Genomic DNA, 20,150 nt, shown 5'->3' with positions numbered 1-20,150 from the left:
CTTTTAATGGTTACGATTTTAAATACATCAAATCTATTTATTTCTATCAAAACTCTTCAAAGGAATCTCAAACAACCAGAGTTCTTCATCTGCCATTTCGAATGCATAGTTCAAATACAGATTATCTTTTCCGATGAGTAGGATAGAGTGAGTCTCTTCACGCTCGTCGGGCAATTTTACCTCTTTGTGTGTATTGAAATCTGTCGAGATTTGGGAAATACTGAATATACGGTCAAAACTTGTCGGACGTTCTGCCGGACCAGCTTGTACCCGCCAATAAATATTTCGGAAAGAATCATATTGTACCGGATAATAGAAGCCTTTATTAGGGAATGCGTTTTCCTCTTCTGAAGGTCTTTCGGTCAACGTTATTTTGTTGTCAACATAGCTGGAAGGAACAGAATGTTCCATATACTCTTTTGTCTTTCGGTTGTAAGTATAGATGTTGGATGAAGCCGGATTATTCAGGATCAATAAATCCTGATGGAAACAAATATTCAGATCGTTTAATATTCCCCACTTCGTTTTTGACGAGAACTCTTTCGAATAAGGTATTTCTATCTCTTCTATTTTTTCTGTTTCAAGAGAATAGACAACGATGATATAGGGACGTTTAACAGGGGACTCGTTCATTTCTGTAGGATAAAATACGATAGCAACCTCACCGGATTCCGGGTTAAAAGCATGAAATGTAAACAAATTCATAATTATCCCGGGGCTTTTCATGCGATTGTATTCTTTTGCATAAATGGAGGAAAAAGAAGGAAGTGTATGGGTCGACATGACTTCTCCTTTTCTATTTACAAGGTAATATTTGTCACTCATTGTTCCAACAAGGAATCTTCCTTTGAAATAGGCTATACTTCTTGGTGATGTGATTCCATTAGGTCCCTCTCGCTCTAAAGTAATCTGTTCTACTTTTTTGTCAGTTATATTAAACAGATCCAACGCGTGTATTTTATGATTATAAACAAGCATATAGTCTTTCTTGTTTTCATGAAACAAAAAGGGTTGAGTCATATTCTGCAAATAGCCGGGAGAAACAGTACATCCTCGGGTAAGGGAATAACAACAGTGTTGACTTCAAGTTCTTTTCCTTTAACATTCCCTTTGGATACACACCCTGTAAAAATGAAAAGCAATAGCAAATTAGTTAATAAGATAGCCTGTTTCATGATTCTATATTGTTATTATTTCAATTTACCAATGATCACTACCGGGTTGTCGTCTGGTTGAACTTTTTGTATTAAAGCAGATACGAAAGGAGGAGAATTTGATGGGTCGGTCAAAGTTTCCTGGAATTTATCTGCATCACAAAAAGCAACTATTTCTTTATTCCGCGAAATATAATGTGGCCAGATAATAGCGCCTCCGTCCAAATCATTCTTAAAGCCCGGCTTACCTTTAATGGGTTGTTTCAAAAAAATGGATTCGCCTGTTGATTTATCCCACAAACAATACCCCTTACGATTTATTGCAATTCCTTTTTCACCCCGGTCGTTTACATGTATGTATTCAAATGGCTCCGGAGCATGGTTGCCAAAAAAGTACTCAATAAAAAGATAATTGGATGATTCCATTATATTTACTGGGAAAACATACTTCATCTCCATATTATGTACCTTATCAAACATATAAGAATAAGTTGCTTTGTATTTGCCCATTTTGAAAACGTATGCAGAATAAAGGTTCAAATTGTTATCTATGGAGAAAATAGTATCAGATATATGTTTATAACATCTGAGTTCACTCTCGCCACGGAACATGATTCCAACTTCGTGTGTAAGTGATAAAGATTTTGGCGTCTTGGGATATTTCACATCCAGATGGTATTGTTTATCGATATCAATATCATCCTCTATTTTAAAAACAATTCCTTTAAATGACAAATCAAACCAAGAAACGACATCCACATAGTAATAACCATTAAATAAATAGAGAATACTTCTTATATCAACACCTCTCTCCTCGTCTTTTTCTTGGATATTAGGCATTTTATAAACATTTACAACATCCCCCTTTTCCAGGTCATAAAACAACAATTTTTGTAACATATGATCGTATGTAAACAGAACATTTCTATCAGGAATAATATCTATACTTCGTATATACATATATTCGTTAGGACCATTCCCCTTTCTGCCTACTTTTGAAACAAAACGTCCATCCTCATCAAAAAGAAAACAGTTATGATCTTTGTCGACAAGTACAATTCGCCCATTCTCATACATGATTTTTGTTATTGAAGAAACTAAAACAGAATCATTCGTTTCTAAAGCCACATATTTCAATCCAGACGCAACACTGCTGAGATTAACCTCCTGAATCGTTACCTTTTCAGGAAGTCGGATCACATTCTTATCTCTCGAAAAATCTTTTCCCTTTTCTGCACATGAAAACAAAAAGAAGATAGAAAGGAATATGTACACGCATTTATTTTGCATTATCTTTCTGTTTGTTATACCTGATTTTCATATGTGGAAACCGCCCGGCTCTTTAAAATGCATGAATCGGGCAGTCTCAAATATGGGAACAGGCACTGTATCATTATTCTCCAGCAAAGCCACTTTGCCCCAGCACATTTCTTCTGTAAGAGTATTTTTGCCCGTATTGATCATAAATTTCAATCGTACAAGTTTAAATGCTGCCTGTCAATTGCATTACAATAACAGCCTTTCGCAATATATATACTTTTAGATTATAAACAAAGGATATACGAAAAAAATGTAATTGACTGAGGTTATTTATGTTGAATCAAAATGGCTCTTTCAAATCAAAGAGGAGGAGGTGAGGAAGGATTTCTTTTGTAGCAGGGCTAAATGTAATGCATAATGGATGCAAAAAAACAGAGGATAGAGAGAAGCTCTATTTGTGCTTTCTCTCGTGAATCCCCTGTTTTTAATAGCTTTTGTGTGTGTTTAGACTAATAATGAAGCGTCAAATTCGATTCATGCGTTGGAAATGGCTTCGGCGGTATTGAGCCGGTGTGGTTTGTTCGTATTGACGGAAGGCGTGAAAGAAGGTTGCCTGGGTGCGGAACCCGGATTGGAGAGCCACTTCCCGTACCATCATTTCCGGATGCTCAACCAATAAACGTTTGCTCTCTTCCAACCTGTATTTTAACAGGCAGGCGCTAAAGGAACATTTAAAGTGGTTATTGAATATACGTGACAGGTAGGTCCGGTTGACGGGAATTACTTCCGAGGCATCTGTCAGACGCAAATCTTTTCTAAGATAGGCTTTGTCATTTTCCAGCCAATGACGCAGTTTTTTTACTTGTAACATTTCGCTCATGATATATACCCTTTTTGTTAAACATTCTCTAAGATAGGTACGATCTGATTTTTTACTTTTTTTTACATGTAGACAATACAATGGACAATGTGCAATGAATTTGTGAATCAGTCTCTTCCTCGATCTGACGAAGCCCTGTTTTACCGGTTATTATGTGAAATGGTACGCCATGCAGCAAAACCGATACGCAGAACAAAATGATTTGCAGTGCAAAGTAATTTGTCTTGGATTCACATTAAGAGTGCTTCAATAGTAAGATTTAGTGATAATAGCCGGAGTTGCTAAAACTTTTAATTACATTTGTGACAGCATTGGCAAACAAAAGCGTTTTCCTGTTGTTTATAAAAAGAAGATTAAAAAGATGAATGTGCGACCGCTTATTTTAGTGACAAATGATGATGGTGTTAGTGCGAAAGGGATCAATGAATTAATTGAATGCCTCAGGGATTTGGGAGATATCCTTGTTTTTGCACCGGATAGTCCGCGTTCAGGCATGAGTAGCGCTATTACGGCTCATTTCCCGCTCAAATACAAACTGGTAAAGAAAGAAAACGGACTAACAGTTTACAGCTGCTCGGGCACGCCGGTCGACTGTGTGAAGTTGGCCATCAACGAGGTGGCCGAACGCAAGCCCGATCTGCTTGTCTCCGGCATCAATCACGGTGGGAATATGGCTATTGCGGTGAACTATTCAGGCACGATGGGCGCAGCCATCGAAGGATGTATATTCGATGTGCCCTCTTTGGGTGTCTCTTTGCTCGATCATTCGGATGATGCTGATTTCACGGAATCTTGCCGCCTGGCACGCATGGTTGCCCGCCGGATCCTGAAAGAGGGATTGCCGCAGGGCACTTATCTCAACCTGAATGTGCCGAAAATGCCTCAGGTACATGGGTTGAAAATATGTCGTCAGGCCGACGGTAAATGGGGAAAAGAATTTATGCGAAGCGAAGCACCGCGTGGCGAAACCGTATTTTGGCTGACGGGTGACTTTGAGAATCGTAAGCCCATACATCCCGAAAACGACACCTTGGCGTTGGATAGTGGGTATGCTTCTCTTGTTCCATGTAAAATAGATGTGACTGATTACGATTATATGAACCGTTTACGGGAGCTTTTCGGATAGTATCCGGTGTAGGGTTTCCATTGATTATGGCTTATGAAATACTATTTAATAGCAGGCGAAGCATCCGGAGACATACATGCAGCCAATCTAATGGCCGCGTTGAAGGACAATGATTCCGAAGCTGAATTCCGCTTCTTTGGAGGCGATCGAATGCAGGCTGTTGGCGGAACGTTGGTGAAACATTACCGGGAAATGGCCTATATGGGCTTCATTCCCGTATTACTGCATGCGCGAACCATACTGAACAATATGAAGATGTGCCGGGAAGATATCGCTGCCTACCGTCCCGATGTGGTTATTTTGATCGATTATCCTGGATTCAACCTGAAGATAGCTAAATATGTCAAGAAGAAACTCAACATCCCTGTCTACTATTATATCTCTCCCAAGATATGGGCCTGGAAGAAATACCGGATCAAAGATATTCGCCGTTATATCGACCGTATGTTTTGCATCCTGCCTTTTGAGACCGAATTCTATCAATCATTGAATTATGCGATCGACTATGTTGGCAATCCTTCAGTGGACGAGATTGCCCGATATATCGAAAATGAATCGATCGGCAAAGAGGAATTCCTGCAGAAAGAGCAACTATCCGATAAAAAGATCATCGCCCTTTTGGCGGGTAGCCGTAAGCAGGAGATCAAAGATAATCTGCCAACCATGCTGAAGGTGGCTGCCAATTATCCCGATCACCAGGTGTTGATCGCCGGTGCGCCGGGCATCTCTCCGGACTATTATCTGCAATACACAAGGAGTTATCCGAATGTAAAAATCCTATTCAACCAGACCTACACCTTGCTCCAACACAGTTGTGCCACCCTGGTAACCTCCGGAACGGCTACATTGGAGACCGCTTTATTCTTGGTTCCCCAGGTGGTATGCTATTATACGCCGGTAGGTCATCTGGTCAGTTTCGTATTCCATCGTTTCTTTGGTGTCGATTATATCTCATTGGTCAACCTGATTGCCGGGAAGACGGTCGTAAAAGAGCTGTTTGGCAAGGGCTTCAAACTGGAGCGGATCCGTCAGGAACTCGACCGTTTGATCAATGACACGGATTACCGCAACCAGATGATCTTCGACTACGAAGAGGTGGTTCGCGCTCTGGGCGCTCCCGGTGCTTCTCAACGGGCAGCCAAGCTGATCGTCGAATCGCTGGAGAAAAACTAATCTTTCCTACTTCATTTGGAAATAATAGCGTCGTTCGTGTCCCGGAAGCAATTCGGGATGGAAAATACTTACATAGTCGGCTAAAAGGTAATCGGGATGTAGAGGGAATTCTTCATAGTAAGGCACCCGGCCGGTATTGCAGCCATACACATTCTTTTTACTGAACGCATCGAATTGCTCGTATGGCGTATATTCCGAGCGCAGCTCGCTATAGGTCATATCGGTTGGTTGGTTGTATTTGAGTAGCCAGAAATCAGCATGCATCCCCTGTTCCAATACCGTTTCGAAGGCCAACGGCCTGCTTCCCGCTCCGGGCAGTTCTTTGAAGAGATAGTCGGCTCCCGCGTCGGCAAAGAGGTGGGCTATGTAGCTATCGCCCGCCGGCATGTGCCAGGTCGAGCCGAAGCGTTTTTCGGAAATCACGGAGGGTCGATGGGCAACAGATGCTGTCAATGCTTTCAGGTCGAGGTAGCGTTTCTCGGTGGCCTCGAAGAGCGAGTCGGCCAATGCCTCTTTATCACAAAGAAGGCCATAGAAACGGATCCACTCCGTCCGTCCGAGCGGGAGCGATTCCATATAGTCAGCGCCTTCGATAATAGGGATTCCCATCTTTTCGACAGCGCCATAGCTGCCATTCTGAAAAGGGGAGGCAATCACAAGTTCCGTTCCTATCTCAATCATTTTCTCCACATTGGGAGCAGACGACTCACCCAGGTCGGCAATCCTTCCCCGGCGCAATCCCTCCTGAATGGCGGGCGTATCCATGTAACGAGGTTCACAAACCCCAACAATACGGTGGGTTTCCCCCAGCATATCCAGGATAGAAGCATGCACGGAGGTGTAGACCACCACCCGTTGGATTGGAACGCGGACCACTGTCCCGGCGGGCAGATTGCCGGGAAGTGGTTTGTCGCGTCCTACCAGTATATATCGTTGCAACAGATGTCCCTTCTCCCACGGATCGTTTACCTCTACGGTTGTAAACTCTTCATAGCGGTTGATCTCTATGCCACGTGCATAACGGATCGAATCGGTGGCCAATACTTCGGGCAATGCCGATCGCCTATTGCCGGTATGACACGAGGCTAATAACAGTATAAAAAAGAATGGAAGAAGGTTTTTCATCTTATTATTAATTAAAGAATAAACATTTGGCGCCGTAACCGCCGGTTTCGATCGCCTGACCTTTCAGTTTTCCGTCCGCAGAGAAAACATAGAGGGAGCTGGTGCTTCCCCAGCTTGATTCTGCAATATAGAAATCTTCCGTCAATGGATCAACCGCTATGGCATAAGGAGAGGTGATATTTGTTCCATCTTTAATGATATTCTCATCAACAAACTTTTCCGTCAATGCGTCATATTTCTTATAGGTGATATTCGCATCTCCCCATTGTGCGTAAGCTGTGTACAGGTTATCGTTTACCAACGTCATATAGGTGGCTTTATCAACTACCGTCACTTCGCCGGTTTTGCCATCGATACGCTGCAGGGTATTCTTGATATCACCATAGTTGCCTAATGAGATCACATACACATCACCCTGGCTATCGGCAACGATTTTTCCCGGATTGATCAATACCTCTATCTCTTTATCTACCTTGAAACTACTTTGGTCGATAACCGATACGGTCTTACCGTAATTGGGATAATCCAATCCGCCGGAGTTTGATACATAGATCTTTCCGTTTGCCACAGCCAGATGTTCCGGATAACGTCCTACGCCCACTTTCTCTGTCACTTCCAACGAAAGCGTATCCAAGGCCGCTACGGCATGTCCATAATAGTAGCTGATGTATACCTTCCCGTTATCGGCTACCATAGCACGCGGGTTCATGGGTGCTCCGTCTTCTTTGGGTTCGATGCTTTTGATCAGTTTCCCATCCAGGTTTAATATGGCAATACGATTGGATCCGGTCACAGTTACATACATCTTACCGCCGTAAATCAATAGCTGTTCTGCGGAATCACCTAAGCCACTTCCGTTAGCTGTTTTATAAACCTCTTGGGTCAACTTGCCTGTCGCAATGTCATAATAACTAATACAAGCATTATTTTCATTCTGGTTTCCGCCGTTCAAAATAAACAAACCGGTAGAAAGCTTCGCGTAATCTGCTACAGGCAAGGCGGCAAACAGGGCTGACTCAACATTATTCTTTATAACAATGACCTGTATGAAAGGCTTGTAAGGTGTTCCAACAGGCACTTCAAAAGAAGAAATCCCTGCTGCCACTTCACCGATTTTCGTACCTTTCCGGGCTGCTTCATCAGCGACATAGATCGCGTATCCTGTTACATACGCCTCCGGATTAGGCAATTTCCATGTCAGGGTTCCACCCATGGTTTTCGATAGCGGATCGGAATCGGTGAAAGCTAATTCATTCACAATCAGGTCTCCGGTATTATCCGTTATCTCCATACTTGCCACATTGGCCGACTCACCCATCGTATTTTTAGTCACTACCACCAGATAGGCTTTCAGGTCTGTGCCGTTGGGTATCTTTAATGAAGCCTTTCCCGCTAAAGAACTTGCCCCAAACATTACCTCACCGATCTTCTGGTCTCTGCCGGTAGCTGTTTCGCTCAGGTAGATCACATAGTCAGTGATATTCTCTTCCGAAGCCGGAAGATCCCAGATCAATGTACCGCCAATTTTATACGGATCCATATCCTCATCTGTAAACGTCAGATTGGAAACCACTTCGGTTGGAATAAAAATCTCATCATCTTCATCACATGATGTAAAAGATACTGCCGCAAATAGGCAGACTGTAAAGACATAAAAAAATCTTTTCATTTCTTTGTTGTTTTAAGTAAATGTATTTGTTAGTAGATATATTTTATACTGGCTCTGAACGAACGCCCCGGCATGGGATAATAGCGGATCACATCGTATGTGATATCCGTCAGATTGACCACCTCCGCTTGCAACCGCAAAGAGGATTTGGCAAAGGTGAACGTTCGGTTGAAAGATAATTGCTGTTCGGTATATTTTTCCATCCGGTTACTCTCCATATTCTGTGGAAGTGCGTAGCGTTCCCCCACGGCGGTAAGCGTCCAGCTCACATTGACCCACCTGTTTTCCAACGAAACAGAAGCCGAACCGGCATGCTTTGGCGTGTAAGGCAATTGGCTTTTGTAGGTTTTCGATTGCTTATCGGTCACATCAATGGCATATTGCCAGGAATAGGAACCGTCGACCTGGAAGAACATCGCAAGTGGCAAGGCGAAACGGGTGGAGAGGTTTACATCCAGTCCTTTGATCTCAACCTCTCCCATATTCATCATCTTCCAGATGAACATGGTTGGAATGGCGACGATTTTGTCTTTCACCCGATTGTAATAGCCGTCGGCCGTCAGGCTTATATAGTCCAGTCCGAGCGAGGGAAAGCGATGGCTCCAGGTCAATCCGACATTGTATTGCTGTGCCTTTTCCGGGTCGAGGTCGCGGTTGCCGATGCGGTCGTAATAGAGATCATTGAAGGTCGGCATCCGGAATATATCTTTATAAGAAAGGCGCAGGCGCAGATTCTGATCGCTGAATAGTCGGTAGGAGAGGCTGAAAGCCGGGGAGAGCCGCTTGCGGTCGTCGGCCGGATCGCCTTCGGTGATCTCTTCCGTGATAAAAGTCCCCAGGAGGCTCGCCGTAGCGGTCAATCGATTGTCTTTGTATTGTGCCGCCAGGGCCGTCAAGGAGGAGATTCTTTCCGGGAAAACGCATTTGGGCGTGGTGGCGTCCAACGTATTAAAGAAGGCGTCTTCCGCCAGCGAAAAGGAGAGGTTCTCTATCGGCTTGTATAATAAGGCGGCAGATGCGTAATATTCCCGTTGGGTATACACATCCCTTTGCTCTCCATCGATATATTTGCTATGGAAATCCTGGTAGCGCGTCCGGGAATAATCGAACTTCGCTTGCGCTTTCAATGACAGCTTATCGGTGAAATTGTTTTCGTATAATGCCTGGAGAAAACCGTTACGCTCCTGCAATCGCTCTTTGTGATAATCATTGTAAAGGATGACCGAACCGGGCAAACCCCGTCGGGAGTCGAACCAATACCCTTTCAGTCGCAGGTTCCCTTTCGTTTTCCAGTCGGCATAGAGGTTTAACTCCGTTCGCCAGCTTCTGATGTCGCTGTTTCTTCGCTTCTCTTCGGTCACGATATCGCCGTTTGTGAAGGTGTAGGGATACTGTCCATCCGCCCGCAGCCAGTCGGCATAGAGCGAAGCGGAATAGGTGTCTGACAACTTCTGGTCGTAACGAAGCACCGGATTAAACAAACCGAACGAACCTCCTTTGACGATTCCCTCCAGACGGAAAGGCTTCTTGTCGAACTTTGGTTTGGCTGTTTGAATGTTTAAAGCTCCGGCAGAGGCATAGATACGGGCGGTTTGGAACATATCATCGGTCTGACCGATCGAGATGGAAACGGCATCGACATTATCTAAGGAATAACGCCCGATGTCAATCTGCCCGTTTTGCGCGTCCGTAACGGTCACCCCGTCGTAGCTCACCGCCGTATGTTTGGCGCCGAGACTGCGTACCGAAACGGTCTTCAATCCGCCGATGCCGCCATAATCGTTGAGCGTCACTCCGGAGAAGCGCTTCACGGCTTCCGAAAGATCCTGCATGCCCAGCCGCTCGATATCCGTGCGATTTATGATCTGCAAAGGCGCCCCCTGACGAGTTACCGAAGGACGTAGCTTTTCTACTACTTCCACTTCGGAAAGATTTCGCACAACGGTTGTGTCGGTTTGCTGCGCGTACAATCCGTAAATACTCCCCAGGCCACAAGCCAACAGGCAAAACACACGACGTGTAAATAAATGAAGCATACTTTTTTGGTTTACCAACACCTTCACCCGAGGTATTGCATAATTCCAACCATGGCAGGTTTTCTGGCTCGTTCTACCTTCACCGGCGCCTTCCCAACCTTTGTTTAATTGAAAATTGATAGTTGAAAATTGAAAATTATTTTCCATTTTCCATTTTCACTTTTCTATTAAATAAAGATCAGTGGCAAAAGATTTGCCGGGGTATTTAAGAACTTACAGCTACGGGTACAGCTCCGGATTTGCACCGGATTCCCTTTTACTAACACCTCCCGGATGGAAGGCGTTACACCATAATCGGTGGCAAAGATACAAATTTTCTGATCTGTGAATCTATTTCCTGAAGATTATTCCAAAGAGATTTCAAAATATTCAACAAAGCATTTCCGTATTTGGCGTAGTATATCCTTTTATCACCTGCTTTTTGAGGAGGGTTTACTTTTTCTCCGACAGGATGTATTCCAATAAGCCTTCGCAGGCATCTTCCAATAGGTCGAGCACCAGTTCGAAACCGGCATCTCCGCCATAATAGGGGTCGGGAACATGGTCGTAGGTTTTGTTACGGGAGAAATCGGTCATTTTATGAATTTTCTCAACCGACTCCCAATCGGGCGCTTTCCGTTTGAGGTCGGAAATATTTTGGTCATCCATCCCGATAATCATATCGAAGTTATAAAAATCATCCGTCACCACCGGGCGTGAAAGGGACTCCAGGCGATAACCCCGGCGGGAAGCATGCGCCCGCATCCGCGAATCGGCCCGTTCCCCGGCATGATAGCCGATGATGCCGGCCGAGTCGATCTCGATCCGATCATCCAACCGCTTGTCTTCCACCATCTTTTTCATCACCGCCTCTGCCGATGGCGACCGGCAGATATTACCCATACACACAAATAGGAGTCTTATTTTTTCTTGTTTCATGATGCACACGTTTATTGGCTGCAAAAGTAATTATTTTCTGTGGATACCCGCTTTCTCCTTCCTTTTCTTATCTTTACGCGAAATTTCAGATCGAATTAGCTACACATCTTAATAAACTAACGTATGAAAAAAGTATTTTTTGTGTTTGCATTGCTTATAGCATGCGTGACTACAGCCTTTTCCCAACAAACAGTAAGAGAAACCGTTTACCTGAAAAATGGAAGCATCATCAAAGGCATTGTGATTGAACAGGTGCCTGATGAGTCCTTGAAAATCCAAACGGCTGACGGAAGCATTTTCGTCTACAAGATGGACGAAGTAGAAAAAATCACCAAAGAAATTCTGCCTACTACTGCCCGAAGAGAGCGCACCGTGCGCGTTTCTACGAAGAAACCGGTTAGTGATATCCGGGGATATCGCGGCTTTGTGGATATGGGTTATATTGCCGGTTTAGGCGATTACGGGTCGGATGGTATAGAAATCAATACCAGTCATGGATATCAGTTCAATGAACATTTCTTTGTCGGTGGAGGAATGGGTATTCACTTCCATGGTGATTATGATGTAGCGACCGTACCGGTTTTTGTCGAAGGAAGGGCGAATATTATCAAGGGACGGATAGCTCCCTTTGCCAGCGTTCGTATAGGGGTCTCCGCTATTGTTGATGATGATGAGCCGGGAGGTTTCTATTTTTCTCCTACGGTTGGTGCGCGATTTGCCCTCAGACGCAACCTGGCGCTCTATCTGTCGACCGGATACAATCTGCAAATGGCGGAGTTTTATTTCTATACAGGTAGCAGTTCCTGGTATGATACCAAAAACATCGGCGGATTAACCTTTAAATTCGGGATCGAATTCTAATCCGTTTCTACAGCGGATCGACATCATAGTGGAGGATGAGCTGGCGAAAAGCCGGTTGATCCTCCATTTCTTTATGTACCTTGGCCAGCAATTCGCGCACAGGGGCAACGGCGGCTGTCACCTCCAATTTCAGCACGATCTGCCGGATGTGCAGTGTCTGTATGCGGGTAATGACGGGGGTGACGGGGCCGAGTACGCGTTCGCCCAGGTAGGTGCGCAGTTTGTCGGCATAGAGGGTGGAGAGCTCGCGCAATACCTGCTCGTTGCGTGAACGCAATACCATCACAATCAGGCGGTAATAAGGCGGATAGCGGAACATACTCCGTTCGGCCTGTTGCAGGTCGACCATGCCTTTGTAGTCGTTTTGTTGCACCATCCGGATAATCGGATGTTCGGGTTGGGAGGTTTGCAAGACGACCGTTCCCTGTTTCTCGCGGCGCCCGGCACGACCACTCACCTGGAGCATCAATTGGAAGGCGCGTTCGTGGGCTCGGAAATCGGGGAAGTTCATCAGGTTGTCTGCGTTCAGTATGCCGACCACGCTCACATTGCCAAAATCTAATCCTTTGGATATCATCTGCGTTCCGATCAGTATTTGCGTCTTCCCTTTCTCGAAATCACCCAGGATACGCTCGTAGGCCGAACGGGTGCGTGCCGTATCGGTATCCAGACGCTCTACATGGGCTGCCGGAAACAGCGCCGCAATCTCCTCTTCTACCTTTTCGGTGCCAAATCCCAGCATGCGCAAATCTTTGCCTTTGCAGGCGGGACACTCCGAAGGAGCATACTGCGTAAATCCACAATAATGGCAAACCAATACATTTCTGAACTTATGATAAGTAAGGCTTACGTCGCAATGTTCGCAATGGGGCACCCAGCCACAATCCTTACACTCAATCTGCGGTGCGAATCCTCGGCGGTTTTGGAACAAGATTGCCTGCTCGCCATCGCCCAAGGCCGTTTCGATCTGTTTTATCAATAATGGAGAGAAAAGGGATTCTTTCGGCATTATCTTCTTGCGACGCAACTCTTTCAGGTCGGCGGTGAGGATATCGGGCATCCGGCAATCGCCAAAGCGTTCGGTCAGTTCCACCAGACCATATTTGCCTGTTGTGGCGTTGAAGTAGGAGTCGATCGAAGGAGTCGCCGACCCTAAAAGGGTTTTGCCTCCGTGCATACCGGCAAGCACCATCGCTGCGTTGCGGGCATGGTAGCGGGGAGCCGGTTCCTGCTGCTTGTAGCTGGGCTCGTGTTCCTCGTCGACAATCACCAAGCCCAGGTCGTGGAAGGGCAGGAAAAGCGAGGAACGGACACCAAGCACCACGATCGGTTCTTTGTTATGCAATAGACGATTCCATATCTCTACCCGTTCGTTGTCGGTGAATTTCGAATGATACACCACCAATTTGTCGCCGAAAAGCCGTGCCAGCCGTTCTGTTATCTGCGTCGTAATGGCTATCTCCGGCAACAGATAGAGCACCTGCCGCCCCAACGCCAACGCGTCTTTGATCATGTGTACGTAGATCTCCGTCTTGCCGCTCGAGGTGACTCCATGTAACAGGCAGACATCCTTTTCTTTGAAACATTGATGAATGGCATCGTAAGCCAGTTCTTGTTTCGGAGAGAGGGCGGAAAGAGGGTGAGTTCTCGTGACCGATGCCTGCAGGCGCCCCACCTCTTTCTCATAACTCTCCAGGATGCACCGCTTGATAAGCCCGTCCAATAGGGCGGGAGAGGAGTGGGTGTATGCCAATAATTCCTTGCGCGACACCTCTTTTGCCAGGGTAGGGTGAAGCGTATGGCTGAGTTCCAGGAAGGCAATCAATAACATCTCCTGCTTTTTGGCCCGTTTCAGTTCGTCAAAGGCGGCTTTCAGGCGCTCTTCCTCTTTGTAGTCGGCTGCTAAGCGAATGAAAGCCTGCTTCTTCGGAACGAATTTCTTTTTAAGCTCTTCATTGACCATCACCGCACCTTTCGAGATCAGGGTGGTGATGACCGGCATGATATTCCGCAATCCCGTCTTTCGTTCCAGTTCGGAAACGGTTAGTTTGATTACGCCGGCAAAGGCATCCAATACCGATTGTTCGTTCGGACGCAAAGGGGCATCGGCTTCAAAATCTTCATTATAGGTCACGGCGGTCTCGCTCTCTAACTTCAATCCCGAAGGAAGCGCCGCTTTGTATACATCGCCTAACGCACAGAGATAGTAGGAGGAAACCCATTGCCAGAAGCGCAGTTGCGGGCGGCGCAGGATGGGCGTCGGATCCAACAGGGCAAAGATCTCTTTGGTTTCGTAGGCCGAATCGGGTTGGCGGGTATGTATCTCTAATACGATCGCGGTATAATAGCGCTTGCGTCCGAAGTGAACAATGACCCGGCTTCCCGGCACCACCGCCTTTTCCAGGTCGGGCGGTATCCGGTAGGTGTATTTTTGTTCCAGGGGAAGAGGCAGGATGACATCCGCGAACTTCATGTTATTATCCTTTCAATTCGTCTTTCAGAAAACCGGAGGTAAAGCCAACACCGCTTGCCGCCAGCTCTTCGGGCGTCCCGGCAAACAATAGTTTTCCTCCGCGGCGTCCGCCTTCCGGTCCCATATCGATGAGCCAATCGGCGCTTTTTATTACATCCAGGTTGTGTTCAATCACCAGGATGGTATTTCCCTTCTCGACCAGACGGTTCAATACGCCAAGCAATACGCGGATATCTTCGAAGTGAAGACCGGTCGTCGGCTCGTCTAATACATACAAGGTCTTGCCGGTATCGCGTTTCGCCAGTTCGGTGGCCAATTTGACACGCTGGCTTTCGCCGCCCGACAGGGTGGTCGATGGCTGTCCAAGCTTGATATATCCCAGGCCTACATCCTGCAATACCTTGATCTTATTCAGAATATTGGGCTGATTTTCGAAGAACTCCACCGCCATATTGATGGTCATATCCAAAATGTCGGCAATCGATTTGCCGCGGAAACGAACCTCCAGTGTCTCGCGGTTATAGCGCTTGCCGTGACAATCCTCGCAAGGCACCAATACATCGGGCAGGAAATTCATCTCGATCGCTTTGTAGCCGTTGCCCTTACATGTTTCACAACGCCCGCCGGATACATTGAAAGAGAAGCGGCCGGGTTTATATCCCCGTATCTTCGACTCCGGTAATTCGACAAACAGGTTGCGGATATCCGAGAACACACCCGTATAGGTGGCGGGATTGCTGCGCGGCGAACGCCCGATAGGCGACTGGTCGACGTTGACTATCTTATCGACATAATCAATGCCTTCGATGGAATCATAAGGGAGAGGATCCTCTAATGAGCGGTAAAAGTGCTGGCTGAGTATCGGTTGCAGGGTATGATTGATCAGGGAAGACTTACCACTTCCCGACACGCCAGTCACACAGATAAACGTGCCCAAAGGGAAAGAAACGTCGACATGTTGCAGGTTATTGCCCGATGCCCCTTTGATTTTAATACACTTCCCGTTCCCTTTCCGTCGCTCCGTGGGAACAATAATCTCCTGTTTCCCGTTCAGATAGGCGGAGGTGAGCGTATCGGCCTGAAGCATCTCTTGGGGAGTACCCGCGAAAACCACCTCGCCCCCTTTGCGTCCGGCAAAAGGTCCCATATCCACCACGTAGTCGGAATGAAGCATCATTTCTTTATCATGCTCTACGACCACCACAGTATTTCCCGTGTCACGCAATTGCTTCAGGGAGTGGATCAGGCGCATATTGTCGCGCTGATGCAGCCCGATGCTGGGCTCATCCAATATATAAAGTACATTGACTAGTTGGCTTCCGATCTGAGTGGCTAAGCGGATGCGCTGGCTTTCGCCGCCCGATAGGGTGGCTGATGCACGGTTCATCGCCAGGTAATCCAAGCCCACATCCAACAGGAAGCTTAGGCGGGAACGTATTTCTTTCAGTATCTCTACGGCAATAGCCCGTTGTTTATCATCTAATTTCTCCTCTACGCCATCGAGCCATTCGTAGAGTTCGGAAATATCCATCTCCGCCAGTTCGGCAATATTCTTGCCGGCGATGCGGTAATGCCGTGCCTCCTGGTTCAATCGTTGCCCGTCGCACTCGGGGCAGGTGGATAGTTTGATGAATTGTCCGGCCCATTTCTGCGCCGTGGCGGAGGCTTCGCTCTCCTGTTGCATCATGATATATTTGGCTACCCCTTCGTAGGTGAGGAAATAGTTGGAACTGCCCAGCGACGCATTCTTGATGGTCAATCGCTCATCAGTTCCGTTCATGATCTCCTCCAATGCCTCTTCCGGGATATCTTTCACCGGCGTCTTGATGGTTACGCCATGTTTCTCACACAAAGCCTCGATCTGCCAAAAGATAAGCGCGTTGCGGTATTTGCCCAAAGCCGATATACCACCGTTGTAGATGCTGACGTTTTTGTCCGGAACGATCTTGTCCATATCGAGGATATTCACCTGTCCCAGCCCTTTGCAGCGCGGGCAGGCGCCCTGCGGCGAGTTGAAAGAGAAGTTATGCGGCGCCGGTTCCGTATAGGATAGCCCGGTGGTCGGATCCATCAGTCGTCGGCTGTAATGGCGTACTTCGCCTACTTCGCCATCCAATATCATAATCAGTCCGTCGCCCTGCTTCATGGCGATCCGAAGACTCTCTTTCAGGCGGCGTTCGTCTGACTGGGTGACTTTCATCTTGTCGATAACGACCTCTATACTGTGCATTTTGTATCGGTCGAGTTTCATGCCGTGATACACCTCTTTCAGTTCGCCGTCGACCCGCACATTCAGGTAGCCCTTCTTGCGCACCTGCTCGAACACCTCTTTGTAATGCCCTTTGCGGTTGCGCACCAGCGGCGCCAACAGATAAATCTTTTCGCCTTCGTATTCGTCGAGTATAAGCTGTAGGATCTGCTCTTCGGTATATTTCACCATTTTCTCGCCGCTCAGATAGGAGTAGGCCTCTCCGGCGCGGGCATACAACAAGCGAAAAAAGTCGTACACTTCGGTCGTTGTGCCTACGGTAGAGCGCGGATTACGGTTGGTTGTCTTCTGTTCGATGGAGATCACCGGACTCAATCCGGATATCTTATCCACATCCGGCCGTTCGATGTTTCCCAGGAAATTGCGGGCATAGGCGGAGAAGGTCTCCACATAGCGCCGCTGTCCTTCGGCAAAGATGGTGTCGAAAGCCAGGGAAGACTTGCCGCTACCGCTCATACCGGTAATCACCGTCAGCCGGTTGCGGGGGATTTCTATATCGATATTTTTCAGGTTATGCACACGGGCGCCAAGCACCACGATCTGGCCGCCTTCGATTTGCTCTTTGTTATCCATTAATCTTTATACTATTTTTACAATCAGACGCTATCGCACCACCCATTTCGGGTTATGTACAATGGTATTGGGCGTATGGTAATACATCTCTTCCTGTTTCGGAACCTGCAGCGTATATTTCCGGCCTCCGGTTTGCAATTTGCGGTCGCGCAGCCAGGGGTTAAAGCGTTTCAGGTCGGCGTATGTCACCCCACGCTTCTTTGCCCAGTCCGCCAGGTCCAGGATATCGGCTGTGACTGCAACCTCTTCACATTCGATCGGCTTGTAGAGATCCTGCGCGCGAAGTACAAACCCATACCGGTAGGGATTCTCAAAGATCAGTTTGATGGCCATGATCCGGTAGGCATAGCGGGTGGTCTCTTCCACCACCCAGAGATCCATGGAATGATCGACGAACTGTTTCTGCAGTTCACCTGTGATACGCCCCATGCCCGCATTATAGGAAGAGGCCACGGTTGCCCAGTCTCCATATTTCGCGTAGGCATCTTTCAGGTATTTGCAAGCGGCCAGAGTTGCCTTTTCCACATGGCATCGTTCGTCGACCGTCGTTGTAATGGTCAATCCATACTGCTTTCCGGTCGTTTCCAGAAACTGCCACATGCCAACGGCTCTTGCAGGTGACGACACGCGCGGATCCAGACTGCTTTCGATCACTGCCAGGTATTTGAAATCATCGGGCACACCCTGCGCCTTCAGAATCGGTTCGATCACCGGGAAATAGCGGTTAGCCCGTTTGAAAAGCAATAGGGTAGTGGAGTGGAAATAGGTGAAGCTCGACAACTCCCGGTCGATCCCTTCGTGCCGGTCGTAGCGCGTCAGGTCGTATTCTTTCTCACAAAAATGCACGGAAGTGGGTACCTCCGGCGTAACGGTCATCGACGAAACAACAGGTCGGTCTTCTCTCACCTGTTGGGCATCATGGTTGCCAAGGCTGAACCAAACGAGTAGCCCTGTTACCAATATAAGCCCCAGTATATATATTCTTTTCATCATTTTCTTTATTCTTGCGTTGTTTTGGAGCGGAGGATATTGATATCGCCGGCCCTTTTATATTTGATACCATCCGATCCTTCGGCTTCGATTACATAAAAATAAACACCGGGAGGCACATACTTGCCACCCTTCTTGCCGTCCCATCCCTGCGAAGGATCAGACCAGCGGAACTGCTCCACGCCCCAACGGTTATAGATCCATCCGTTGAACCGTATCAGGGAGCGATAGGAAACCTTGAAAATATCATTGATGCCCGGCGTTGTGCCCGGTGAAAAGGCATTGGGTACGGTCAGGTAGGAATCGGATATCTGAATATCGAAGCTCACCTCTTTATTAATGCAAGCCACCTGCCGGTCGACTACTTCCAATTCAACCATATATCGGCCGGCCTGCGTAAAGGTATATTCCATCTCTTCTCCCCGGTAGCGCACCAGCGGATTCTCTGCCCCATTCGTGTCATCGGCGCGATAAATGATCCAGGTATAACCGGCAGCCACCGGTTCGTTGGCATATCCGCGGAAAAGAATGGTGGCCGGAGCCGATAGCCCGCTGCCGCCTGTGGAGAAGGGATCGACAATCAGTGTCGTATCGGCATGTGCTTCGACAGCAACTGTTGTGTACACTTCCGAATGCATCTGTTTCTCCCGGTCGAAATGGCGGGCATACTGATCGCCACGCAACACATAATCGGTATCCACCAGGGGCGCTTTCAGCGTGATCGGAAAAGGAACACTGTTTACCACCGTTGTGTCGACCAGCCGGTGGCTAAACATCTTACTTCCACCGTCCCATTGCAGGGTCTGGTAGGATATGTCAAACGAGCGATCCAGCCACTGCCTTCCGCCGGTAGGGGTGGTGTAGGCCATCAGGGGCACTTCGGTGGTTGTGTTCAAAGATATGTTGCGGCAGGGATCGACGCCCCCGGTTACAATCAAGGCATCCAGGGTGAATTCATACCTGCTATAATCGATCAGCCATACATATTTCTTCATCGTTCCCGGATCATCCACATAATATCCCCATCCCTCTTCGAGGTTTGTAATCACGGAGGTGTTGCCTTGCTGCGTACTGTTGACGGGTTCTGCTTCGAGCGCTTTTGTCTTGTAGCGATACCACTGGTGAGAGGCCGACGACGAGGTATAACTAATCTCTACTCCCTCCATGCTATAGACCATCCAAACCTGTATATCATTCGATGTATCGTTTTTTGCCATCAACGGACTGCCTTTGCCTCCCTGCACCGCGTATTGAGCCGACAGACCCCATGCAATCAACAGAAAACAGACCATGGTTGTCCACTTCCGATATTCTTTCATCCGCATATGCGCTTTATTCGCTTTCAAAGTGAGTGTTCTTCTTAAAACCATACAAAGATAACCTTTTATCAACACATTTCAATAACTAAAATCCCATGCCTCACAAAGAAAGGCGGGTAGAATGTAAACGTAATTTTTTCGTGTATTTGTATATAGATCCTGTTAAATGTCTGAATTTATTTTTGTATGTTTACCGGGTATTTGTTGGCTGACCATGCTCGACCAACTGGTCGACCATGGTGAGCCAATTGGCTGAGCATGGTGAGCCAACTGGTCGAGCATGGTCGACCACCAGCTTAACGATGAGGAAATTACTAACTATGA

The 20,150-nt window shown here is 47.1% G+C and carries 14 protein-coding genes and 1 riboswitch; of the genes, 3 read left to right on the top strand and 11 right to left on the bottom strand.

Going from position 1 to position 20,150, the window contains the following annotated elements; all coding sequences use genetic code 11:
• Positions 1-33: 33 nt before the first annotated feature.
• The 3 genes from M2137_RS10715 to M2137_RS10705 form a co-directional block, all read right to left on the bottom strand.
• Positions 34-1,020, bottom strand: coding sequence for a DUF4221 family protein (locus M2137_RS10715; protein WP_280766435.1), 987 nt, complete (start codon positions 1,018-1,020; stop codon positions 34-36).
• Positions 1,021-1,190: 170 nt separating this feature from the next.
• The gene (locus M2137_RS10710) at positions 1,191-2,444 is read right to left on the bottom strand and encodes a 6-bladed beta-propeller (RefSeq protein WP_280766434.1); all 1,254 of its coding nucleotides are present in this window, start codon (positions 2,442-2,444) and stop codon (positions 1,191-1,193) included.
• Between the two features lie 493 nt (positions 2,445-2,937).
• Positions 2,938-3,285, bottom strand: a complete 348-nt coding sequence (locus tag M2137_RS10705) for a helix-turn-helix domain-containing protein (protein WP_280766433.1) — start codon at positions 3,283-3,285, stop codon at positions 2,938-2,940.
• A gap of 370 nt (positions 3,286-3,655) precedes the next feature.
• Between M2137_RS10705 and surE the strand changes: the two genes are divergently transcribed.
• Both surE and lpxB read left to right on the top strand, forming a co-directional pair.
• The gene (gene surE, locus M2137_RS10700; RefSeq protein ID WP_280766432.1) at positions 3,656-4,420 is read left to right on the top strand and encodes a 5'/3'-nucleotidase SurE; all 765 of its coding nucleotides are present in this window, start codon (positions 3,656-3,658) and stop codon (positions 4,418-4,420) included.
• Positions 4,421-4,453: 33 nt separating this feature from the next.
• Positions 4,454-5,593, top strand: coding sequence for a lipid-A-disaccharide synthase (gene lpxB / locus M2137_RS10695; protein WP_280766431.1), 1,140 nt, complete (start codon positions 4,454-4,456; stop codon positions 5,591-5,593).
• A 6-nt stretch (positions 5,594-5,599) separates the two neighbouring features.
• On the opposite strand, the gene M2137_RS10690 is transcribed toward lpxB, so the two are convergent.
• The 4 genes from M2137_RS10690 to M2137_RS10675 all read right to left on the bottom strand — a co-directional run bounded on the left by M2137_RS10690 (position 5,600) and on the right by M2137_RS10675 (position 11,341).
• Positions 5,600-6,718 (bottom strand): ABC transporter substrate-binding protein, encoded by a 1,119-nt coding sequence (locus M2137_RS10690; RefSeq protein WP_280766430.1) that lies wholly within the window; start codon positions 6,716-6,718, stop codon positions 5,600-5,602.
• Between the two features lie 7 nt (positions 6,719-6,725).
• Positions 6,726-8,387, bottom strand: coding sequence for a DUF5074 domain-containing protein (locus tag M2137_RS10685; protein WP_280766429.1), 1,662 nt, complete (start codon positions 8,385-8,387; stop codon positions 6,726-6,728).
• A 29-nt stretch (positions 8,388-8,416) separates the two neighbouring features.
• A complete protein-coding gene (locus M2137_RS10680) occupies positions 8,417-10,423 on the bottom strand; it encodes a TonB-dependent receptor (RefSeq protein WP_280766428.1) in 2,007 nt (668 codons plus the stop codon).
• Positions 10,424-10,458: 35 nt separating this feature from the next.
• Positions 10,459-10,731, bottom strand: a riboswitch (cobalamin riboswitch).
• A gap of 124 nt (positions 10,732-10,855) precedes the next feature.
• The gene (locus tag M2137_RS10675; RefSeq protein ID WP_280766427.1) at positions 10,856-11,341 is read right to left on the bottom strand and encodes a low molecular weight protein-tyrosine-phosphatase; all 486 of its coding nucleotides are present in this window, start codon (positions 11,339-11,341) and stop codon (positions 10,856-10,858) included.
• Between the two features lie 123 nt (positions 11,342-11,464).
• On the opposite strand from M2137_RS10675, the gene M2137_RS10670 reads away from it, so the two are divergent.
• Positions 11,465-12,202 carry a hypothetical protein gene (locus M2137_RS10670; protein WP_280766426.1) on the top strand — a complete coding sequence of 246 codons (738 nt, stop codon included), beginning with the start codon at positions 11,465-11,467 and terminating at the stop codon, positions 12,200-12,202.
• Positions 12,203-12,209: 7 nt separating this feature from the next.
• Here the strand turns inward: M2137_RS10670 and priA are convergent, their stop codons facing one another.
• The 4 genes from priA to M2137_RS10650 are packed head-to-tail and all read right to left on the bottom strand — an operon-like array spanning position 12,210 to position 19,877.
• On the bottom strand, positions 12,210-14,675 hold the full coding sequence (priA, locus tag M2137_RS10665) for a primosomal protein N' (protein WP_280766425.1): 2,466 nt from the start codon (positions 14,673-14,675) through the stop codon (positions 12,210-12,212).
• 4 nt (positions 14,676-14,679) lie between these two features.
• Entirely contained in the window at positions 14,680-17,517 is a 2,838-nt protein-coding gene (gene uvrA / locus M2137_RS10660; protein WP_280766424.1) for an excinuclease ABC subunit UvrA, read from the bottom strand.
• 30 nt (positions 17,518-17,547) lie between these two features.
• Positions 17,548-18,507, bottom strand: coding sequence for a lytic transglycosylase domain-containing protein (locus tag M2137_RS10655; protein WP_280766475.1), 960 nt, complete (start codon positions 18,505-18,507; stop codon positions 17,548-17,550).
• An 8-nt stretch (positions 18,508-18,515) separates the two neighbouring features.
• Positions 18,516-19,877 (bottom strand): gliding motility-associated C-terminal domain-containing protein, encoded by a 1,362-nt coding sequence (locus M2137_RS10650; RefSeq protein WP_280766423.1) that lies wholly within the window; start codon positions 19,875-19,877, stop codon positions 18,516-18,518.
• Between the last annotated feature and the right edge of the window lie 273 nt (positions 19,878-20,150).

It is taken from the genome of Parabacteroides sp. PFB2-10 (assembly GCF_029893085.1).
Classification (GTDB): Bacteria; Bacteroidota; Bacteroidia; order Bacteroidales; family Tannerellaceae; genus QVMG01.
The sequence above is the reverse complement of the archived record's forward strand: the minus strand, read 5'-3'. Positions and strand labels throughout refer to the sequence as shown.